16 protein-coding genes are annotated in these 16,792 nt (G+C 72.1%); 14 read left to right on the top strand and 2 right to left on the bottom strand.

The features are described 5' to 3' along the window. Nucleotides 1-82: 82 nt before the first annotated feature. From ABIA35_RS07620 to ABIA35_RS07555, 14 genes are all read left to right on the top strand, one after another. Complete coding sequence (locus tag ABIA35_RS07620; RefSeq protein WP_370335509.1) at nucleotides 83-832, top strand: response regulator transcription factor; 750 nt, start codon at nucleotides 83-85, stop codon at nucleotides 830-832. Between the two features lie 295 nt (nucleotides 833-1,127). Continuing rightward, complete coding sequence (locus ABIA35_RS07615) at nucleotides 1,128-1,817, top strand: hypothetical protein (RefSeq protein ID WP_370335511.1); 690 nt, start codon at nucleotides 1,128-1,130, stop codon at nucleotides 1,815-1,817. Between the two features lie 13 nt (nucleotides 1,818-1,830). Continuing rightward, nucleotides 1,831-3,438, top strand: a complete 1,608-nt coding sequence (locus ABIA35_RS07610) for a hypothetical protein (RefSeq protein WP_370357450.1) — start codon at nucleotides 1,831-1,833, stop codon at nucleotides 3,436-3,438. Then, complete coding sequence (locus ABIA35_RS07605) at nucleotides 3,438-4,763, top strand: CpaF family protein (protein WP_370357449.1); 1,326 nt, start codon at nucleotides 3,438-3,440, stop codon at nucleotides 4,761-4,763. The genes ABIA35_RS07610 and ABIA35_RS07605 overlap by 1 nt, the downstream gene beginning before the upstream one ends. 8 nt (nucleotides 4,764-4,771) lie before the next feature. Continuing rightward, nucleotides 4,772-5,680, top strand: coding sequence for a type II secretion system F family protein (locus ABIA35_RS07600; protein WP_370357448.1), 909 nt, complete (start codon nucleotides 4,772-4,774; stop codon nucleotides 5,678-5,680). Next, the gene (locus ABIA35_RS07595; RefSeq protein ID WP_370335518.1) at nucleotides 5,677-6,591 is read left to right on the top strand and encodes a type II secretion system F family protein; all 915 of its coding nucleotides are present in this window, start codon (nucleotides 5,677-5,679) and stop codon (nucleotides 6,589-6,591) included. Before ABIA35_RS07600 ends, ABIA35_RS07595 begins: the two co-directional genes overlap by 4 nt. A 13-nt stretch (nucleotides 6,592-6,604) precedes the next feature. Further along, entirely contained in the window at nucleotides 6,605-6,982 is a 378-nt protein-coding gene (locus tag ABIA35_RS07590) for a hypothetical protein (protein WP_370357447.1), read from the top strand. Between the two features lie 9 nt (nucleotides 6,983-6,991). Further along, nucleotides 6,992-7,486 carry a TadE/TadG family type IV pilus assembly protein gene (locus ABIA35_RS07585; protein ID WP_370335522.1) on the top strand — a complete coding sequence of 165 codons (495 nt, stop codon included), beginning with the start codon at nucleotides 6,992-6,994 and terminating at the stop codon, nucleotides 7,484-7,486. After that, the gene (locus tag ABIA35_RS07580) at nucleotides 7,483-8,250 is read left to right on the top strand and encodes a TadE family protein (protein ID WP_370357446.1); all 768 of its coding nucleotides are present in this window, start codon (nucleotides 7,483-7,485) and stop codon (nucleotides 8,248-8,250) included. The genes ABIA35_RS07585 and ABIA35_RS07580 overlap by 4 nt, the downstream gene beginning before the upstream one ends. Next, entirely contained in the window at nucleotides 8,250-8,762 is a 513-nt protein-coding gene (locus tag ABIA35_RS07575; RefSeq protein WP_370335524.1) for a TadE/TadG family type IV pilus assembly protein, read from the top strand. Before ABIA35_RS07580 ends, ABIA35_RS07575 begins: the two co-directional genes overlap by 1 nt. 27 nt (nucleotides 8,763-8,789) lie before the next feature. Then, entirely contained in the window at nucleotides 8,790-12,188 is a 3,399-nt protein-coding gene (locus ABIA35_RS07570) for a BTAD domain-containing putative transcriptional regulator (protein WP_370357445.1), read from the top strand. A gap of 104 nt (nucleotides 12,189-12,292) precedes the next feature. Then, nucleotides 12,293-12,994: a hypothetical protein gene (locus tag ABIA35_RS07565; RefSeq protein WP_370357444.1), complete on the top strand. Its 702-nt coding sequence runs from the start codon at nucleotides 12,293-12,295 to the stop codon at nucleotides 12,992-12,994. Continuing rightward, complete coding sequence (locus ABIA35_RS07560) at nucleotides 12,952-13,941, top strand: hypothetical protein (RefSeq protein WP_370357443.1); 990 nt, start codon at nucleotides 12,952-12,954, stop codon at nucleotides 13,939-13,941. Before ABIA35_RS07565 ends, ABIA35_RS07560 begins: the two co-directional genes overlap by 43 nt. A 189-nt stretch (nucleotides 13,942-14,130) precedes the next feature. Continuing rightward, on the top strand, nucleotides 14,131-15,144 hold the full coding sequence (locus ABIA35_RS07555; protein WP_370335531.1) for a hypothetical protein: 1,014 nt from the start codon (nucleotides 14,131-14,133) through the stop codon (nucleotides 15,142-15,144). A gap of 175 nt (nucleotides 15,145-15,319) precedes the next feature. Here the strand turns inward: ABIA35_RS07555 and ABIA35_RS07550 are convergent, their stop codons facing one another. Both ABIA35_RS07550 and ABIA35_RS07545 read right to left on the bottom strand, forming a co-directional pair. After that, a complete protein-coding gene (locus tag ABIA35_RS07550) occupies nucleotides 15,320-15,844 on the bottom strand; it encodes a hypothetical protein (RefSeq protein WP_370357442.1) in 525 nt (174 codons plus the stop codon). Nucleotides 15,845-16,073: 229 nt separating this feature from the next. Continuing rightward, complete coding sequence (locus ABIA35_RS07545) at nucleotides 16,074-16,754, bottom strand: response regulator transcription factor (protein ID WP_194899711.1); 681 nt, start codon at nucleotides 16,752-16,754, stop codon at nucleotides 16,074-16,076. Nucleotides 16,755-16,792 lie beyond the last annotated feature (38 nt).

The raw sequence follows: 16,792 nt of genomic DNA, 5'->3' as shown, positions 1-16,792 counted from the left end.
CAAAAGGCCGGTGCACCCACGTTGACAAGCCCGTCTATCCGACGTTGAGCAAATGGTGAGCCCGGCGGCGGACAGTGTGGGTATGCGAGTTCTCATCACCGGACTGGGTCGGCGGCGCAGCCGGACCCTCAGTGGCGGACTTTCCGCGCTGGGGTTCGATGTGCTGGACGCCGCCGACGTCACCGGGGCCGGGCCGCTGCGGCGGCTGCCGGACGTGGTGCTGCTGGAATGCGGCATCGTCGATCGCGAAGTGCTGGCGTTCTGCCGCCGGCTGCGCACCGAGCTGCAGGCCCCGATCATCGCCGTCACCCATCGCGTGGACATGAACGCGTGGCTGCGCGGTCACGACAACGGCATCGACGACTACGTGGTCCAGCCGTTCGGACTTCAGGAGTTGGCCGCGCGTCTGCGGCTGGCCGTGGCCCCACCACGGCCGCCGCTGACCCCCGGGCCGCCGCGCCGCATCGTCGCCGGACCCCTGGTGGTCGCGGAGGACTCGCGGACGGTCACCGTGCACGGCCAGCGCGTCGCCCTGCGCCCGAAGGAGTACCAGCTGCTGGTGGTCCTGGCCCGGCAGGCCGGCACCGTGCTGGCGCGCGACCAGCTCATAGCCCGGCTGTGGCCGGCCGGCTGGGACGGCGCGGAGCGCTCGCTCGAGGTGCACATCGCCTCGCTGCGCTCGAAGCTCGCGCTGCCCGGCATGATCGCCACGGTGCGCGGCGTGGGCTACCGGCTGGTCACGCCGGAGTCGTTCCTGCGCCTGAGTTCGGAGGCGGTGCGGCAGCTGCGGGAGGAAGCTGCGGGCCGCGAGCGAACGGTGGTCGCGGCGTGACAGCCGTGTGAGATATGTCCGGCCGAACGGCCGCCGCGACTCGGGAGACCCGATGTCACGGCGGCCTTTGCCACGTATAGTGACGAAGTAAATGCGGGAACTGGGAACGGACCGCGCGTGAACAGGTAAAGATCGCAAAACGCCCCTCCCCGGGGGCCCTGAAAGGCGGTTACGATAGCCGCTCGCAGGGGGATGGCGAACCGTCCATCGCCACATCGCTTCCGGGGGGATCACAATCCTCCCCGTCTCTGCGTTCTGCGATGTGGCCTGACGTGTGTAGGCGGGGAAGACAGCTGTGAGCAAGGACCGAACGATTCCGGGCGCCCCGGCAGCGGGTGCCGCTTTCGGAGGTGGTCGCGCGGTCGCGCCCACCCGGCTGCCCACGGCGCCCCGCGAGCGCAAACCCGCGCTGGCGGCCCTGGCGGTGCTGCTCATCCTGGCCGGCGCGCTGGCGACGATGCTGTTGGTGACCCAGTCCGGGCACCGGGTCTCGGTGGTGCGGGTGGGCAACACCACCATCGCCGCCGGGTCCACCCTGAGCACCGGCGAGTTCGTGGAGACCAGTGTCGCGCAGGACAGCGGCATCAACTATGTGCTCTGGAGCCAGGTCGGGAGGCTGCAGGGCCAGGTCACCTACAACACCCTGGTCAAGGGATCGCTGCTGACCGGCGAGATGCTCACCGACCAGTCGAGCGTGCCGGCCGGCGTCACACCGGGCACCACGCTGATGGGCGTCCAGTTCAAGCAGGGCCACTACCCGACACAGCAGATGTACATCGGCGACAAGTTCACGCTGTACACCGAGACCACCACGCCCGGCGCCAACGGCCAGAACGCCACCACGACCTGGGTCCAGCTGTGCACGGTGATCCTGGTGAACCGTAACGACGCCGACACCCTGACGGCGACCATCGCCGTGCCCACCGACAAGGTGCTGTCTGTCGCGAACGCCAGCGACCTGATGATCACCAAGACATTCGGGTAGGGCAGCGCACCTCATGTCCCTGATCGTCCTGGCCTCCGACAAGGGTTCCCCCGGCGTCACCACGACCGCGGTGGCGCTGGCCGGCGTCTGGCCGCGCCGCGCCATCCTGGCCGAGTGCGACCCCGCCGGCGGCGACCTGGTCTACCGCGCCCCGGCCGAGAGCGGCGCGCCGCTGAACCCGAACATCGGCATGCTCTCCCTGGCCACCACGGCCCGCCACGGCCTGTCCGCGCACCAGCTGGAACAGCACATCCAGCGCATGCACGGCGGCCTGGAACTGGTGGTCGGCCTGGCCACCGGCGACCAGTCGGCGGGCCTGACAGGCCTGTGGCCGGCCCTGGGCCGCGCCTTCGACGGACTGCCCGGCACCGACGTGATCGCCGACTGCGGCCGCGTCGACGCCACCAGCCCGGCCCTGGAACTGATGGCGGCAGCATCCCTGGTGGTCCTGATCGCCCGCACCTCGGCAGAGCAGATCGCCCACGTCCGCGACCGCGCACTGTCCCTCCTCCAGCGCGTCGGCGGCGGCACCGCCACAGCCGGCGGCGGCCTGGGCGTCCCGATCGGCGTGGTCCTGATCGTCGACCCGAAGCAGCGCACCCGCGTCACCGCGCAGGTCGACGAACTCCTGCGCACCAGCGGCCTACCGGTGAAGGTGATCGGCACCATCGCCGACGACCCCGACGGCGCGGACCTGATCAACGGCCGCGGCCGCGGCCGCCTGGACCGCACCCTGCTGATCCGCTCGACCCGCGAAGTGGCACTGGACTTGTCGCGGATCTACGGGACACCTTCGCAGGAGCCCGGGCCGGGCGGCGGCGGGCCGATGCCGGGTCCGGGTCAGCAGCAGCAATATGCCGCGCCGCCGATGCAGCAGCCGGTCGCACCGCCGCGACCGCCGCAGACTGCGCCCGGCATGGCGGATCCGATGGCGAACCGGGGCGCGCGCAGGCCCGCGGAGCCGACCATGGCCAATCCGGGTTCGCAGCAGCCTGCGTCGCAGGCGATGGGCAATCCAGCGCCGCCGCAGCACCACATGCCGGCACCTCCGGCGATGGGCGATCCCATGTCGCAGCAGCCTGCGCCCGGCATGGCTCCGCAGCACCACATATCGGCACCTCCGGCAATAGCCGACCCGATGTCGCAGCAGCTCGCGCCTGGCATGGCGCCGGTGCCGCAGCAGCACATGCCGGCACCTCCGGCGATGACCGATCCCGTCCCGCAGCAACCCGCGCCGCCGGCCATGACTCCCGTGCCGCAGCACCACATACCGGCGCCCTCGGCCCCTCCCGCCAACGGCTACCCGCCGCCCGCGCGGGACCCCGGAGGCTCCGGCACCGCGAAGAAGCCGATGTTCCGCCGCAACGCCCAGCCGCAGCCCACCGTCTGGCCCGGCGAGCAGCCGCCTGCTCCGCCGACCTCGCCTACTTCGCCGACTCCCCCGGCCCCGCCGCCCTCGGCGCACGAGGGCTTCACCTCCGTCACCCTCGGCGGCGGCCCCGATCCGCGCGGCAATCTGCCGTACCAGGAGGCGGTCGAGTTGGAGCGGCTTCCGCCGCGCGATGAGATCGCGCCCGGGCGGGGCGGCCACCGGGCCGGGCCGCCGCAGGGGGGCCAGTGATGATTCCCATCGACCACGGGCTGGTCAAGCGGCTGCGGCAGGAGGTCGGGGACCGGCTGGCCGAGCAGCGGCGGGCCGATCAGGCCTCGCGGCTGCCTCCGATGACCGGTGAGGATGAGCGGCAGTACGCGCGCGCTCTGGTGGCGCAGGCCCTGGAGGATCATGCGCGGGCCGAGATCACCTATGGCCGTACGCCGCCGAACGCCATGGAGGAGGAGGCGCTGGCGGCCGCGGTGCATGCCGCGCTCTACGGCGTCGGGCGGTTGCAGCCGCTGCTGGACGATCCCGAGATCGAGAACATCGACATCAACGGGTGCGACCGGGTCTTCCTCGGGTACGCCGACGGGCGGGAGGCCGAGGGCGAGCCGGTCGCCGACAACGACGAGGAGCTCATCGAGCTCATCCAGGTGCTCGGCGCCTACTCCGGTCTGTCCTCGCGACCGTTCGACACCGCGAATCCGCAGTTGGACCTGCGGCTGCCGGACGGGTCGCGGCTCTCGGCGGTCATGGACGTCACCCGGCGCCCCGCGCTGTCGATCCGGCGGGCGCGGCTGGGCAAGGTGTTCCTGCGGGACCTGGAGGCCAACGGGACCTTGCTGCCCGAGCTCGGCGCGTTCCTGCGGGCGGCGGTCGCGGCGCGCAAGAACATCATGATCGCCGGGTCCACCAACGCCGGGAAGACCACGCTGCTGCGCGCGCTGGCCAACGAGATCCCCGGCCACGAGCGCCTGATCACCGTCGAGCGGGCGCTGGAGCTGGGCCTGGACCAGTTCCCCGAGCTGCATCCGAACGTCGTGGCCTTCGAGGAGCGGCTGCCGAACTCCGAGGGCCACGGCGCGGTGTCGATGGCCGAGCTGGTGCGCCGCAGCCTGCGCATGAACCCCTCGCGGGTGATCGTCGGCGAGGTGCTGGGCGACGAGATCGTCACCATGCTCAACGCCATGTCCCAGGGCAACGACGGCTCGCTGAGCACCATCCACGCGAACTCCTCGCTGGAGGTCTTCAACCGCGTGTCCACCTACGCCCTGCAATCGCGCGAGCGGCTGCCGGTGGAGGCCAGCCAGATGCTGATCGCCGGCGCCATCAACTTCGTGGTCTTCATCACCCGCCGCAACGCCTACCACCAGGGCGGCACGCTGCAGCGCATGGTGACCTCGGTCCGCGAGGTGAACGGCATCGACGGCCGCGTGCTGTCCTCCGAGATCTTCGCCGAGGGCCCGGACGGCCGCGCCGTCGCGCACGCCCCGATCGCCTGCATGGAGGACCTCGCGCAGGTCGGCTACACCGGCCCCATGCAGACCCACCACGCTCCGGGATGGAGGTGAGGCCGCCGATGGACACAGCGGTCTTCAATCCCGCCACCTTCGCCGCGCTCGGCGTCGGCGCGGCCGTCGGCGCCGCCCTGGCGCTGCTGATCGCCGCGCTCCGCGGCTTCCCGGCCAAGCCGGAGGAGGAGCGCAAGCGCAGCGCCGGCGACGTCATCAAGTTCCTGTCCACGCGCGGCGCGGTCGCGATCGTGGTCGGCGCGGTGGTGCTGGCCGCGACCCGCTGGCCGACCGCCGCGATCGCCTCCGGCGTCCTGGTCTTCTTCTGGAACCAGCTGTTCGGCGGGCTGGCCGCCGAGCGCGCCGCGCTGGCCCGGGTGGAGGCGCTGGCCGGCTGGACCGAGAGCCTGCGCGACACCATCGCCGGCGCGGTCGGCCTGGAGCAGGCGATCCCGGCCACCGCCCGCGCCGCCTCCCCGGCGATCCGCGACAACCTGCACACCCTGGTGGACCGGCTGCGCGCGCGCATGCCGATGCCGCAGGCGCTGGAGTACTTCGCCGACGACATGGACGACGCCTCGGCCGACCTGGTCATCGCCGCGCTGATCCTGAACGCCCGGCTGCGCGGCCCCGGCCTTCGCGAGGTGCTCGGCGCGCTCGCGCAGTCCTCGCGCGAGGAGGTCGACATGCGCCAGCGCGTCATGGCGCAGCGCAGCTCGACCCGGCGCAGCGTGCAGATCGTGGTCGGGGTGTCGGTCGCGGTGGTGCTGGGGCTGGCGATCTTCAACAAGTCCTTCGTGCAGCCCTACAGCACGGCCACCGGCCAGATGGTCCTGCTGGCGGTGATCGCGCTGTTCGCGGCCGGGTTCTACTGGCTGCGCCGGCTGTCCTCGATCGAGACCCCGGCCCGGTTCCTGCAACGCGCCCGGACCTCGCAGCCGCAGGTTCCCGACCAGCGAGGCGGTGATCCGCGATGACGTACGAGGTACTGGCCGGCGCGCTGGTGGGGCTGGGGCTGTTCCTGCTCATCAGGGCCCTGATCCCGGGCAAGCCGGACCCGATGGCCGCGATCGCCCGCATCGACGCGCTGCGCCAGCACAGCTCGCTGGCGCCGTCGGCGGAGCAGGCCCCGCCCAAGGGCCTGGCCAAGCTGCGCGCGGACCTGGGCGCGTCGATGAACGAGTTCTACATCCGCCAGGGCTGGCAGATCCGCTCACTGCGCGCGGACCTGGCGATCCTGGACCGCTCGGTGGAGCAGTTCCTGGCCACCAAGCTGTTGCTGGCGGCCCTGGGCGTGGTCTTCGGCCCGTTCGTCTTCGCCGCCTTCTACATCATCGGACTGCACCTGACGCCGACCATCCCGGTCTGGCTGGCGCTGCTGTTCGGCGGGGTCTTCTTCCTGCTGCCGGACCTGGAGGTGAAGGGGCAGGCCGCCGACAAGCGCCGCGACTTCCGCCGGGTGCTCGGCGCCTACCTGGACCTGGTGGCGATGAACCTGGCCGGCGGACGCGGCCTGCCCGAGGCGCTGATGGCCGCGGCCGAGGTCTCCGACGGCTGGGCGCTGCGCCGGATCCGCGACGCGCTGACCGACGCCCGGGTCACGGGTATCTCGCAGTGGAACGCGCTGTCGCACCTCGGCGACGCCCTGGACGTCGACGAGCTCAAGGACCTCGGCGCCGCGCTGGCCCTGGTCGCCGAGGACGGCGCCAAGGTCCGCGAGTCGCTGGCCGCGCGCGCCGAGACGATGCGGCACCGCGAGCTGTCCGAGATCGAGGGCGCGGCCGGCGCGAAGTCGCAGTCCATGCTCGTGGCGCAGATGCTCCTGTGCGCGGGCTTCATGGTTTTCCTCCTGTACCCGGCGATGGCACGGGTCATGGGCTCTATCTAGGAGACACGCAGAGATGAAGGCTCAGGTCATCACCACCGAGTACACCGGCCTCTACCCGGTCCAGGCGTGGCAGCACGTGGTCGCCGCCTCGCAGGACCCTGCCATCGGCGCCGAGGCTCCCGCCGACGCCGACGCACAGGCCACCGCGGCGCCCGCACGCAAGGCCCGCGACCGTGGCGCGTCCGCCGTCGAGTGGGTCATCATCACCGGCATCGTGGTCGCGATCGTGGCCGGCGTGGGCGTGATCATCAGCAAGGCCATCACCAACAAGGCCAACGACGCCTGCACCCAGATCAACAACGCCGGCAGCGGCGCGACCGCCGGGACCACCGGCGGCGGGAACACCGGCGGCACCACTGGTGGCACGACCGGCGGCGGCAACTGCGGCTGAGTCGGGGACATGACGGACGGGGTGAAGGACGGGACCACGTCGCGCGGCGGACGATCGCTGCGCGACGACCGAGGCATGACCGCGGTCGAGTTCGTCATCCTCACCCCGCTGCTGTTCCTGATGCTGATGCTGACGGTGCAGTTCGCGCTGTACCTGTTCGCCAAGCAGGCCGCGACGGCGGCGGTCGAGCAGGGCGCCCGCACAGCCCGTGAAGAGGCCGCCACGGGCACACTGCCGCAGAACTGCGACGCCGCGACCGCCCCCTGGCAGCAGGACGCGGTGAACACCGCCATCCAGCAGTCGCGGATCCTCGGCGGACAGCTGCTCCTCAAGCCGACGGCCACGACCAGCTTCACCGCGGACCCGAATCTGAACGCCGACTGCAAGATCTCGCTGGTGCGGGTGGATCTGCACTCGAACGTGCCCTCCGTCTTCCCCGGTTTCGGCCTGGCGGTCGACGTGCACGCCGGCGGACCGGTGGAGCAGCCGGTGAGGCACCCGTGAACGAGGAGAGCGTGGGCGTGCCTACGGCGGGCCGCCGCACCCGTGCCGCCGACGCCGGCGTGTCCTCGGTCGAGGTCGTGCTGATGACCCCGCTGATCGTGACGATGCTGCTGTTCATCGTCGCGCTCGGGGTGATGGTCAACGTCCGCAGCGAGGTCGAGGGCGCGGCGCGCGACGCGGCCCGCGCCGGATCGCTGCAGGGCAACGGCGACGACGCGACGGCCCAGGCGCTGGCCGCCGCCGACGCGGACCTGGGCTCGCGCTGTCAGGATCCTGCTACAGTCACCAGCACGTACGTACCGCCGGTGGCGGGTGGCGGCGGCTACTGGAAGGTGACGGTGGCGTGCACGGTGAACATGTCCGGGTTCGGGATGTTCGGCGCGCACCAGACCTTCAGCCAGACCTTCGCGGCGCCGATCGACCCGCTGCAGAACTTCCACCCCGGGCCCGTGCCGACCTCCACCGCCCCGCCGCCGAGCGAGCCCAGCACGCCGGAGCCGACGCAGTTCTCCGTCCCGAGCTGGCTGACCCCGTCGGTCCTGCCGACCAACGCCAGCACGACCACGGTCGGCGGACCTTCGACGTCGCCGACGTCGCCGACGACACCCACGACGCCCACGACGCCGACCGGAACCGACAGCCTGCCCACCCCGCCGGCCACGACCCCGCCCAGCAAGCCGAGCCCGAGCGACAAGACGACGAGCTCGACCGGCAAGCCGACCAAGCCGAGCAAGCCGGCCACGACGACCCCCACGGGGCGCTGATGGGACGCCGTCTGGACCGCCTGCGCGAGACCCTGCGCGACGACCGGGGTTCGCTGGCCATGGCCGTGGTCATCTGGGCGCCGGTCGTGGTGCTGTTGATGGCGTTCCTGGTCGACGTCGGCCTGCTGATCTCCGACCGCACCCAGGCCTCGGACTACGCCGACCAGGCCGCGCGGCGGGTCGCGCAGGACATCGACCAGGGCTGGCTCAAGACGCACAACGTGCTCGGGCCGAACGGCGAGTATCCCGGGATAAAGATCAACGTGGACCCCAGAACCGGGGACTGCATGCCGGACGCGGAGCAGTACCTGCTCGACAACCAGATAGCAGACACCACGATCACATCGTGCACAGTTGTCGGGAACGAGAAGACCCCTGAAGAGCTCTATGTCAATCCCCAGATAACGGTCACACTACAGATGCAATACAAGCCGCTGTTCGTCGGTTTCGCCCTCAAAGGGGACACTACTGTCACCGGGACGGGAACCGCGACACCGGTCATTCCGAAGTAGCAGAAGCAGGAAAGGGGGCGCGGACGCATGGCGCACGATTCAGACCGGCAGTTCCTCGCGCCGCAGGGGCCGCCGCCGGGCATGGCGCAGCAGACTCCGGTCGTTCTGAAACGGCGGCGGAGCGCGAAGGACGTCATCACCGGGCTGGGCGCTCTGCTGGCGTTGCTGGTGCTGGTGATCGGCGTGCCCTTGGCGTTGGCGTACTTCGTCGGCTGGCCCCTGCCGCACAAGATGCCCTCGGGCGGTCTGCTCAACGCGAAGATCGACACCAAGACCTTCACCAACGTGCTGGCGGTCCTGGTCTGGCTGGCCTGGGCGCAGTTCTCGGCGTGCGTGCTCGTCGAGGCGCTGGCCGCGGCGCGCGGCATCGGGATGCCCGGGCACGTGCCGCTGTCCGGCGGCAGCCAGATCCTGGCCCGCCAGCTCGTCGCCGCGGTGCTGCTGATCACCGCCTCGGCCGCGTCCTTCGCCCCCGGCCTGTCCTCGCTCGGCCGTACCCACGACGACGGCCCGCACCGCGCGCCGGTCGCCGTCACCCAGGTCCTGCAGCAGGGCACCCGCGCCGACACCGCGATGCCCTCGGGCCCGACCCAGCGCACCGCGACGAACATCGACGCGCGGACCGCGACGGACTTGAAGTCCACCGCGGCCAAGGGCTCGACGAAGTTCTACCGCGTGCAGCCCCCGGCCGGCCGGCACCACGACTCGCTGTGGGAGATCGCGCAGCGGCACCTCGGCGACGGCCGGCGGTACCAGGAGATCTACGACCTCAACAAGGACCGCGTGCAGCCGGACGGCTCGATGCTGACCAAGGCGTCGCTGATCCGGCCGGGCTGGATCCTGGAGATGCCTGCCGACGCGACCGGCGGGGACCTGGTGAGCGATCCGGCGGCGGCGTCGCACGGCGGCGCGCCCTCGCAGCACGGCGGCGGGCCCGCGCTCACCACGCAGGGCGGCGGCACACAGCAGGGTGGCAATACCCAGCAAGGCACCCACCAGGGTGGCGCGCCCGGAAGCGGTACCCAGCAGGGCGGCGGCACGCAGCACCGCGACGGCACGCAGCCGGACGGCGGCGCGCCGCGCAGCGTCCCGGGGACTCCCGGCCTCATGGGCGGCGGGGGCGGCGTGCCGGGCAGCCCGCGCACCATAAACATCTCGAACGACATCCGGCACGGCGCCGCCGCCGGCGCCCTGGACAGCGTCTCGCCGACCGAGCAGACGATGAACCTGGCCGCCATCTCCGACGCCGCCGACACCGCCGGCCAGGTCGTCGCGCAGGCCGCACAGCATCTCGGGGACGGCTCCGGCCAGTACTCGGACGCGGTGCAGATCATCGCCGGCACCCTTTCGCAGAATCCTCAGTCGCCGCACCACACCCCGGCGGTCCCGGCCGCGCCGGCCGCACCCGGACACACGAACACCGAGGCCGGCGGCCACGGCTCCGGCACGGCCGCGCACCAGGACCAGGACCGGGGCGGCCAAGCTCAGGCCGGCCAAGCTCAAGGCGGCCAGGAGTCGCCCTACCGGCTGCCGCTGGAGCTGGCCTCGGCCCCGCTGCTGGCCGCCGGCCTGCTCGGCGCGCTGGGCCGCAACCGGCGGCGCCAGCTGTGGAACCGGACCGTCGGGCGCCGGCTGACCGGTCCCGGCGAGGCCGCAGCCGGCGCCGAGGAGGCGATCCGGCTCGGCGCGGGGCTGGCCGACGTGCGGTTCCTGAACCAGGCGCTGCGCGAGCTGTCGGCCTCGCTGGCCACCGCCGGCCGGCCGCTGCCGCCGGTGCAGCTGGCCAACCTGACCGAATCAGGACTCGAACTGCGCCTGTCCGAGCCCGCCCCGGCGGCCCCGCAGCCGTGGCACACGCGCCCGGACGGGCTCGCCTGGTGGGTGGCCCGCACCGACGTCGGCGCGGTCGCCAAGCGCGTCGTGGAGGCCGCCGTGGCGCCGTGCCCGGGGCTGGTGACGGTCGGCGCCCTCGGACCGGACGCGGCCACCCGCGTGCTGCTGGACCTGGAGGCCTCCGGCGGCGTGATCTCGGTCGGCGGCGACGACGCCATGCGGCGCGCGGTCCTGGCCGCGATGGCCGTGGAGCTGCTGACCAACACGTGGTCGGACAAGATGACGGTGACCCTCGTGGGCTTCGCCGGCGACCTGTCGACGCTGGCGCCGGGGCGCGTGCACCAGACCCCGTCCCTGGAGGAGGTGCTGCCGGGGCTTGAGACGGAACTGGCCGAGCGCCGCCGCGGGCTGGCCGAGGCCGGCCTGGACTCGGTGCTGGGCGGCCGCCTGGGCATGGTCGGCGGCGCGGGCTGGCCCCCGCACTTCATCATCAGCGCCGTCCCGGTGTCCGGCCAGACCGCGGCGCGGCTGGCCCGCATCATCGGCGATCCGTCCCGGCTGGGCATCGGCTACCTGATAGCCGGCGACGTCGACATCCCGGGAGCGGCCTGGAAGGCCACCGTCGACCGGGCCGGCCGCCTGCGCCTGCCGGCCCTGGACCTGGACCTGACGGCCCAGCGCCTGCCCGACGACCAGTACCAGTCGGTCCTGGAGCTGTTCGAGGCCACCCGCGACCTCAACGGCGAGCCGATCCTCCCGCTGACCGCCGAGGCGGCGGCCCTGGAGGCCCAGCTCCGCGTGACCCCGACGGTGTCGGTCCGCCTGCTGGGCAACCTGGAGGTCACCGGCGCCTACGGCGACCTCGACGAGGACCGCGTCGACCAGGCCGCCGAGGCCCTGACCTTCCTGATGCTGCACCGCGACGGCGTCCACCCCAGGGTCCTGACCTCGGCCCTGTTCCCGCGCGGGGCCACCAACGACGTCGGCGAGCAGGTCCTGCACCGCCTGGGCACCTGGCTCGGCGTGGCCCCCGACGGCTCCGCGAACCTGGTGACGCTGCCCGACGGCCGCCTGACGGTCTCGCAGAGCGTGCGCAGCGACTGGGAGATGTTCAAGAACATGCGCGCCCTGGCCGACGCCGACCCCCGCTATCAGGACCCGAGGAACCGCGACCAGGTCCTCGGACAGGCCCTGGGCCTGGTCCGCGGCCCCCTGCTGGCGCACCGCGAGACCAGCCGCTACGGCTGGCTGGCCTACGAATCGGTGGAGGCCGAGGTCCCGGCGGTGATCGCGGACACCGCGGTCGAGCTCTGCGAACTGCGCCTCGCGCTCGGCGACGCCGAGGGCGCGATCGACGCCGTCCGCAGCGGCATGCGCGGAGCGCCCTCCGATGAGGAGCTGTCCCGCGCCCTCCTGCGCGCGACCCACGCCACCGGCGACCAGACCAGGCTGCGCGAGGCGATTACGACCGTCGAGGAGCAGACGCGAGCGGTCCACGGCGAACGCGGCCTGCACCCGAAAACCGAGGCCCTCGTGGACGAACTGCTGCCCGGCTGGCGCGAAGGACACGAGGCGCTGGCGGTGAGGGTCTAGGCGACTACGAGGGGCTAGGCCGTCCAAGGCGCACTCTCTAGAGTGGCGGCCGGGCCGCGAGACGCGATACGGGGATGACAAGGGGAAACGCGAGGATGGAGCTCATGAAGCAGGGCACGGTGTACAAGGGCCTCGTCGGGGTCCTCGGGGGTTGTCTGCTGCTGGCTGGATGCTCCAGCTCGCAGAAGCCGGCTGCTTTGGGGCCTGTGGGCGGGAGCGCCACCGGGACTTCGGCCGCCCCTACGGATTCGGCCACGTCCACGGGAACGGCCACAGGATCTTCGGGTTCTTCGAGTTCCTCCGGCTCGGCGGCCGGCAGCAGCCCGGGGGCACCAGCGCCGACGAGTGTGGCCACGTCGAACGGGGGATGGGCCTATAACGCCGCCGTACCCGGCGACACCGCCATCGCCGACGCGATGACGGCGTTCCAGAACTACGCGGCGCTCTCGTACCAGATGGCGATCACCATGTCGCACGACAACAACCTCGTGAACTACGCGGACGGCAACGTCGAGTCCCTGCTGAACAACTTCGTGACAGAGGAACGCCAGAAGAACATCATCTCGCGCGGCCAGGAAGGCATCAGGGTGATGAACGTATCCAAGGACACCGGCAATCCACCGATCGTGTCGATCACGGTGTGCACCGACGACTCGAAGCTCCCGATGTACAGCACATACGGCCCGAACAAGGGCAAGATCGTCGTCCCCGCGCAGCCCGCCGCGGTGTCCGTCTACAAGGTCCACCAGAGCTTCGGTGGCAAGTGGCGCGTCTACTCCGTGTCTCCGTCGAGCACGACATGCTGACCGCGCTCGGACGCCGGCTCGGACGCCGGCTGCCCGCGGCCGTCGCGGTCCTGGCCCTGGCCGCCGCCTCTGTCGTCGCCATGACCGCCAAGGCCCCCGCCGCGCACGCCGACGGGTGCACGTCCATCACTGTGACCCGCGATGGCACCACCATCTGCTGGATCAACGGCCAGCAGGGCGGTGGAGGCGGCGGGGGCGACGGCAACGGCGTCAGCATCAACTGCGACGCCGCCGGCAACATCGTCTGGGACGGCCAGACCTACAAGTGCGCGATCAACGGATGGTCGTTCAGCGGCGGCTGCTACATCCAGCCGGTCGTGCCCCAGCCCGCCACGAACGATCCGATCTGGGGCAGCAGCGATCCCTCCACCAACCGGGCCCAGTGGGAGGACTGCACCCCCGGCAGAAGCGCCAGCAACCCGCCGACCCAGGTGGGCGCCAAGGAGATCATCGGCCCCTGCGTCGGCTACTGCGCCGGGACGAACCCGGTGCAGCTCATCACCGACGAGCTGCAGATCGCCAAACCGGACCTCGGGATGGCGCCGCCCGGCGGACCCGGCGCGATCGGCTTCGTGAACCAGAACATCTGGTTCTGGACCAAGGGCCTGGACACGTCCACGCAGACCCGCTCCGCGGGCAACGTGATCGGCACCCGGACGTTCGTCGCCGTGAAGTGGACCATCACGCGGGCGAATCACACGGCGCCCGACGCGACCCTGTCGTGTGCGTCGGACTACGAATACAGCACCTCCGACGGCTCGGCGGCGTCGAAGGACCCGAACTGCGCGTACCAGTTCACCGCGCCGGACACCTACACGATCAGCGTGACGACGTCCTGGACGCTGGTCATCACGCAGAACGGCGTCGCGGACGCGCCCCAGACCATCACCAGCGCGCCGAACACCACGACCATCAAGATCACCGAAGGTCAGAGCACCAACGGCTGATCCGTCCCGGCTCCAGCCCGGCTCCAGCACGACATCGCCCGCGTCGCCCCACGGCACGCGGGCGATGTGCTGGAACGGTGCCGCCGTCACCCGCCCCGCGGCCCCGCGCGCACAGTCACTGGAACCCCTGATATCACTGTTACAGCCGCCGTTGATCGCACGCGGCCGGCAGGACGGAGGGAGCGGGCCGTGACCGCAGCGGACGAGCGTCTGTGGCGCCCCGAGCCGACGGTTCCGCTGGCCCGGCTGGTCGTGTGGATCACGCGCGGGGGCGCGCCCGCGGTGGTGCGGGTTCCGGACCTGGGGCCGGGGATCTACGTCGTGGCCTCGACGCTCGCCAGCATCGACGTGGCCGACGCGCCCGGCGGCGCGCGGCCGGTGTCGCCGGGGGCGGCCGACGCCGTGCTGGCGCTGGTGCCGGCGCACCACGGGCTGGTGGTGGACATGGCCTCGGCGGACCCGATGGTGGTCTCGGCGGCGGAGGTCGACCAGCTGCGGCCCCGGCCGATCCCCTTCGGGACGGAGGCCGATGCCGCCTTCCACTTACCCCCGCCGCACGTGAACGCCTACCTCGCGGGGATCCGGCGGGCCGCCAAGCCGGCCGGGGCCGGGCGGATCACGGCGACGTGGACGCTCTTCCCCGACAGCGTGCCCGCGCTGCTGCTGATCGTGAAGCCGGCGCGGAAGGCCGACGCGCCGGCCGCCCTCGACGCGGTCTACCGGGCCGTCCGGGAACTCGCGCCGCCGGAGACCGTGCGAATCGTCGACGCCGGCACCCTCAGCCGGGGACAGATGTTCCGCACGCTCAGCGGCCAGCGTCTGGTGGAGTCCCCGGCACCGGACCCCGATCCGTACGCGTGGCCCGCCGGGACCCCCGGCACCGGCACGCCGCGCGGACGCCGCACCGACCCCCGCTCGCCTTACTCGCCCCGCTCTCCCCATGCGCCCCGCACTCTGCCCTCCGGCACCGATCCGGCCGTGGGCACCGATCCGGCCGCCGGCAAGGGCCCGATCACCGGCCGCACCCCCTTCAACCTCACGCTGGCCATGGTCGGCGCGCTCACCGGCGCCTTCGTGACGGCCGTGCCGCGCGAGTTCTCGATGCGCGGAGGCGCCGCGATCGCGACGGTCGTCATCGGGATCCTGATCATCGTGGGCTGCGTCGGGGCGGCGCTGCGGGACTTCTTCCGGCGAGAGCCCTGAGACTGTCGAAACCCCGACTGTCGAAACCCCGACTGTCGAAACCCCGCCCGCGTGGCGCCGAACCCACTCCCGGCCCTGGGCATCGACTCCTCAGCGACACCCGATAGGATCGACGCGGCCTCCAGATCAGGGCACAAACCCCTTCGAGTGAAGAACCCCTGATTTTCACCTGTTATCAAGCGAAAAGCCGCCCCGACCGGATACGGTGGAGCAGTCGCGCCGCACACCGCGTGCACGCATACGAGTCCTCCCGCATGGCTGTTCGCTTGGCTACAGTGGCATCCATGCCGATCCGGGGGACCGTAGCACCGGCCAGGGCCGCCGCCACCGCAGTCGCGGCGGCCCTGGTCTGCGCCGTTTGCGTTGCCTGCGGCAGCGCCGCCGGCCACCAGCCGGCTCCGCTGACGAAGAGCGCGGTGGTCTCCACCACCGGGGCCGACGCCTCCGGCGACGCCGACCGGCCCAGCGGGGCGGCGATGGATCCGGGCGGGACGACATCGCAGGACCGGCCCAGCGGCGGGTCCATCAACGACTCGCAGGCCTCCGCGTCCGCCACCTCGGCGACCTCGTCCCGGTCGAGGAACCCGGCGCCGACCCACCCGCAGCCCACGTCCGCGCCGAAGCCGACCACCTCCGCGCCGCCCCCGCCGCACAGCAGCACGCCCAGCGGCCCGGTGATGGGGTCGCGGTCGAACACCACGCCGCCGCCCCCGCCGTCGATGTCGACGCGCTGAGCGCGGCGACGCGCACCGGCACAGGCACACGCGCACACCCGCGCACCCCAACGCCGAAAGGGCCCCGGTCACCGACCGGGGCCCCTCGTGACGCACGTCGACCCCCGAGGCCGGCGTCCGCGGCGTGCCGGGAGGATCCGCTCCCGACCGCGCTCAGCCCTGGAAACTCAGCCCTTGAAGCTCAGCTCCGGAAGCTCAGCCCTCGAACTTGTACCCGAGCCCGCGCACCGTCACCAGGTGCACCGGCGTCCCCGGGTCGGGCTCGATCTTCGCGCGCAGCCGCTTGACGTGCACGTCCAGCGTCTTGGTGTCGCCGACGTAGTCCGCGCCCCACACCCGGTCGATCAGCTGCATGCGGGTCAGCACCCGGCCGGAGTTGCGCAGCAGCATCTCCAGCAGCTCGAACTCCTTCAGCGGCAGCTCCACCGGGCGGCCGTCGACGGTCACCTTGTGCCGGTCCACGTCCATCCGGACCGGGCCGGCCTCCAGCGCGCCGCCGTCCGGCTCGTCGCTGGCCGCCTGGCGGCGCAGCACGGCGCGGATGCGGGCCACCAGCTCGCGGGCCGAGAAGGGCTTGGTGACGTAGTCGTCGGCCCCCAGCTCCAGGCCGACCACCTTGTCGATCTCGCTGTCCTTGGCGGTGAGCATGATCACCGGGACGTTGGACTTGGCCCGGATCTGCCGGCAGACCTCGGTGCCGGGCAGGCCCGGCAGCATCAGGTCCAGCAGCACCAGGTCCGCGCCGTGCCGGTCGAACTCCTCCAGCGCGGCGGGTCCCGAGTCGGCGACCGCCACCTCGAAGCCCTCGTTGCGCAGCATGTAGGACAGGGGGTCGCTGATCGAGTCCTCGTCCTCGACCACGAGTACACGGGTCACTTCGGGGTCCTCCCACTTGGTATGGCTCGGTTGTGCAC

It is taken from the genome of Catenulispora sp. MAP12-49, assembly GCF_041262705.1.
Lineage (GTDB): Bacteria > Actinomycetota > Actinomycetes > Streptomycetales > Catenulisporaceae > Catenulispora.
This window is presented reverse-complemented; position numbering and strand designations above follow the sequence as displayed.

What these genes read in the sequence shown, in the direction of transcription:
- ABIA35_RS07595 (WP_370335518.1), top strand. Translation starts at nt 5,677, where the DNA reads ATGACGTACGAGGTACTGGCCGGCGCGCTGGTGGGGCTGGGGCTGTTC.
- ABIA35_RS07575 (WP_370335524.1), top strand. Translation starts at nt 8,250, where the DNA reads ATGGGACGCCGTCTGGACCGCCTGCGCGAGACCCTGCGCGACGACCGG.
- ABIA35_RS07570 (WP_370357445.1), top strand. Translation starts at nt 8,790, where the DNA reads ATGGCGCACGATTCAGACCGGCAGTTCCTCGCGCCGCAGGGGCCGCCG.
- ABIA35_RS07610 (WP_370357450.1), top strand. Translation starts at nt 1,831, where the DNA reads ATGTCCCTGATCGTCCTGGCCTCCGACAAGGGTTCCCCCGGCGTCACC.
- ABIA35_RS07565 (WP_370357444.1), top strand. Translation starts at nt 12,293, where the DNA reads ATGAAGCAGGGCACGGTGTACAAGGGCCTCGTCGGGGTCCTCGGGGGT.
- ABIA35_RS07590 (WP_370357447.1), top strand. Translation starts at nt 6,605, where the DNA reads ATGAAGGCTCAGGTCATCACCACCGAGTACACCGGCCTCTACCCGGTC.
- ABIA35_RS07585 (WP_370335522.1), top strand. Translation starts at nt 6,992, where the DNA reads ATGACGGACGGGGTGAAGGACGGGACCACGTCGCGCGGCGGACGATCG.
- ABIA35_RS07620 (WP_370335509.1), top strand. Translation starts at nt 83, where the DNA reads ATGCGAGTTCTCATCACCGGACTGGGTCGGCGGCGCAGCCGGACCCTC.
- ABIA35_RS07600 (WP_370357448.1), top strand. Translation starts at nt 4,772, where the DNA reads ATGGACACAGCGGTCTTCAATCCCGCCACCTTCGCCGCGCTCGGCGTC.
- ABIA35_RS07605 (WP_370357449.1), top strand. Translation starts at nt 3,438, where the DNA reads ATGATTCCCATCGACCACGGGCTGGTCAAGCGGCTGCGGCAGGAGGTC.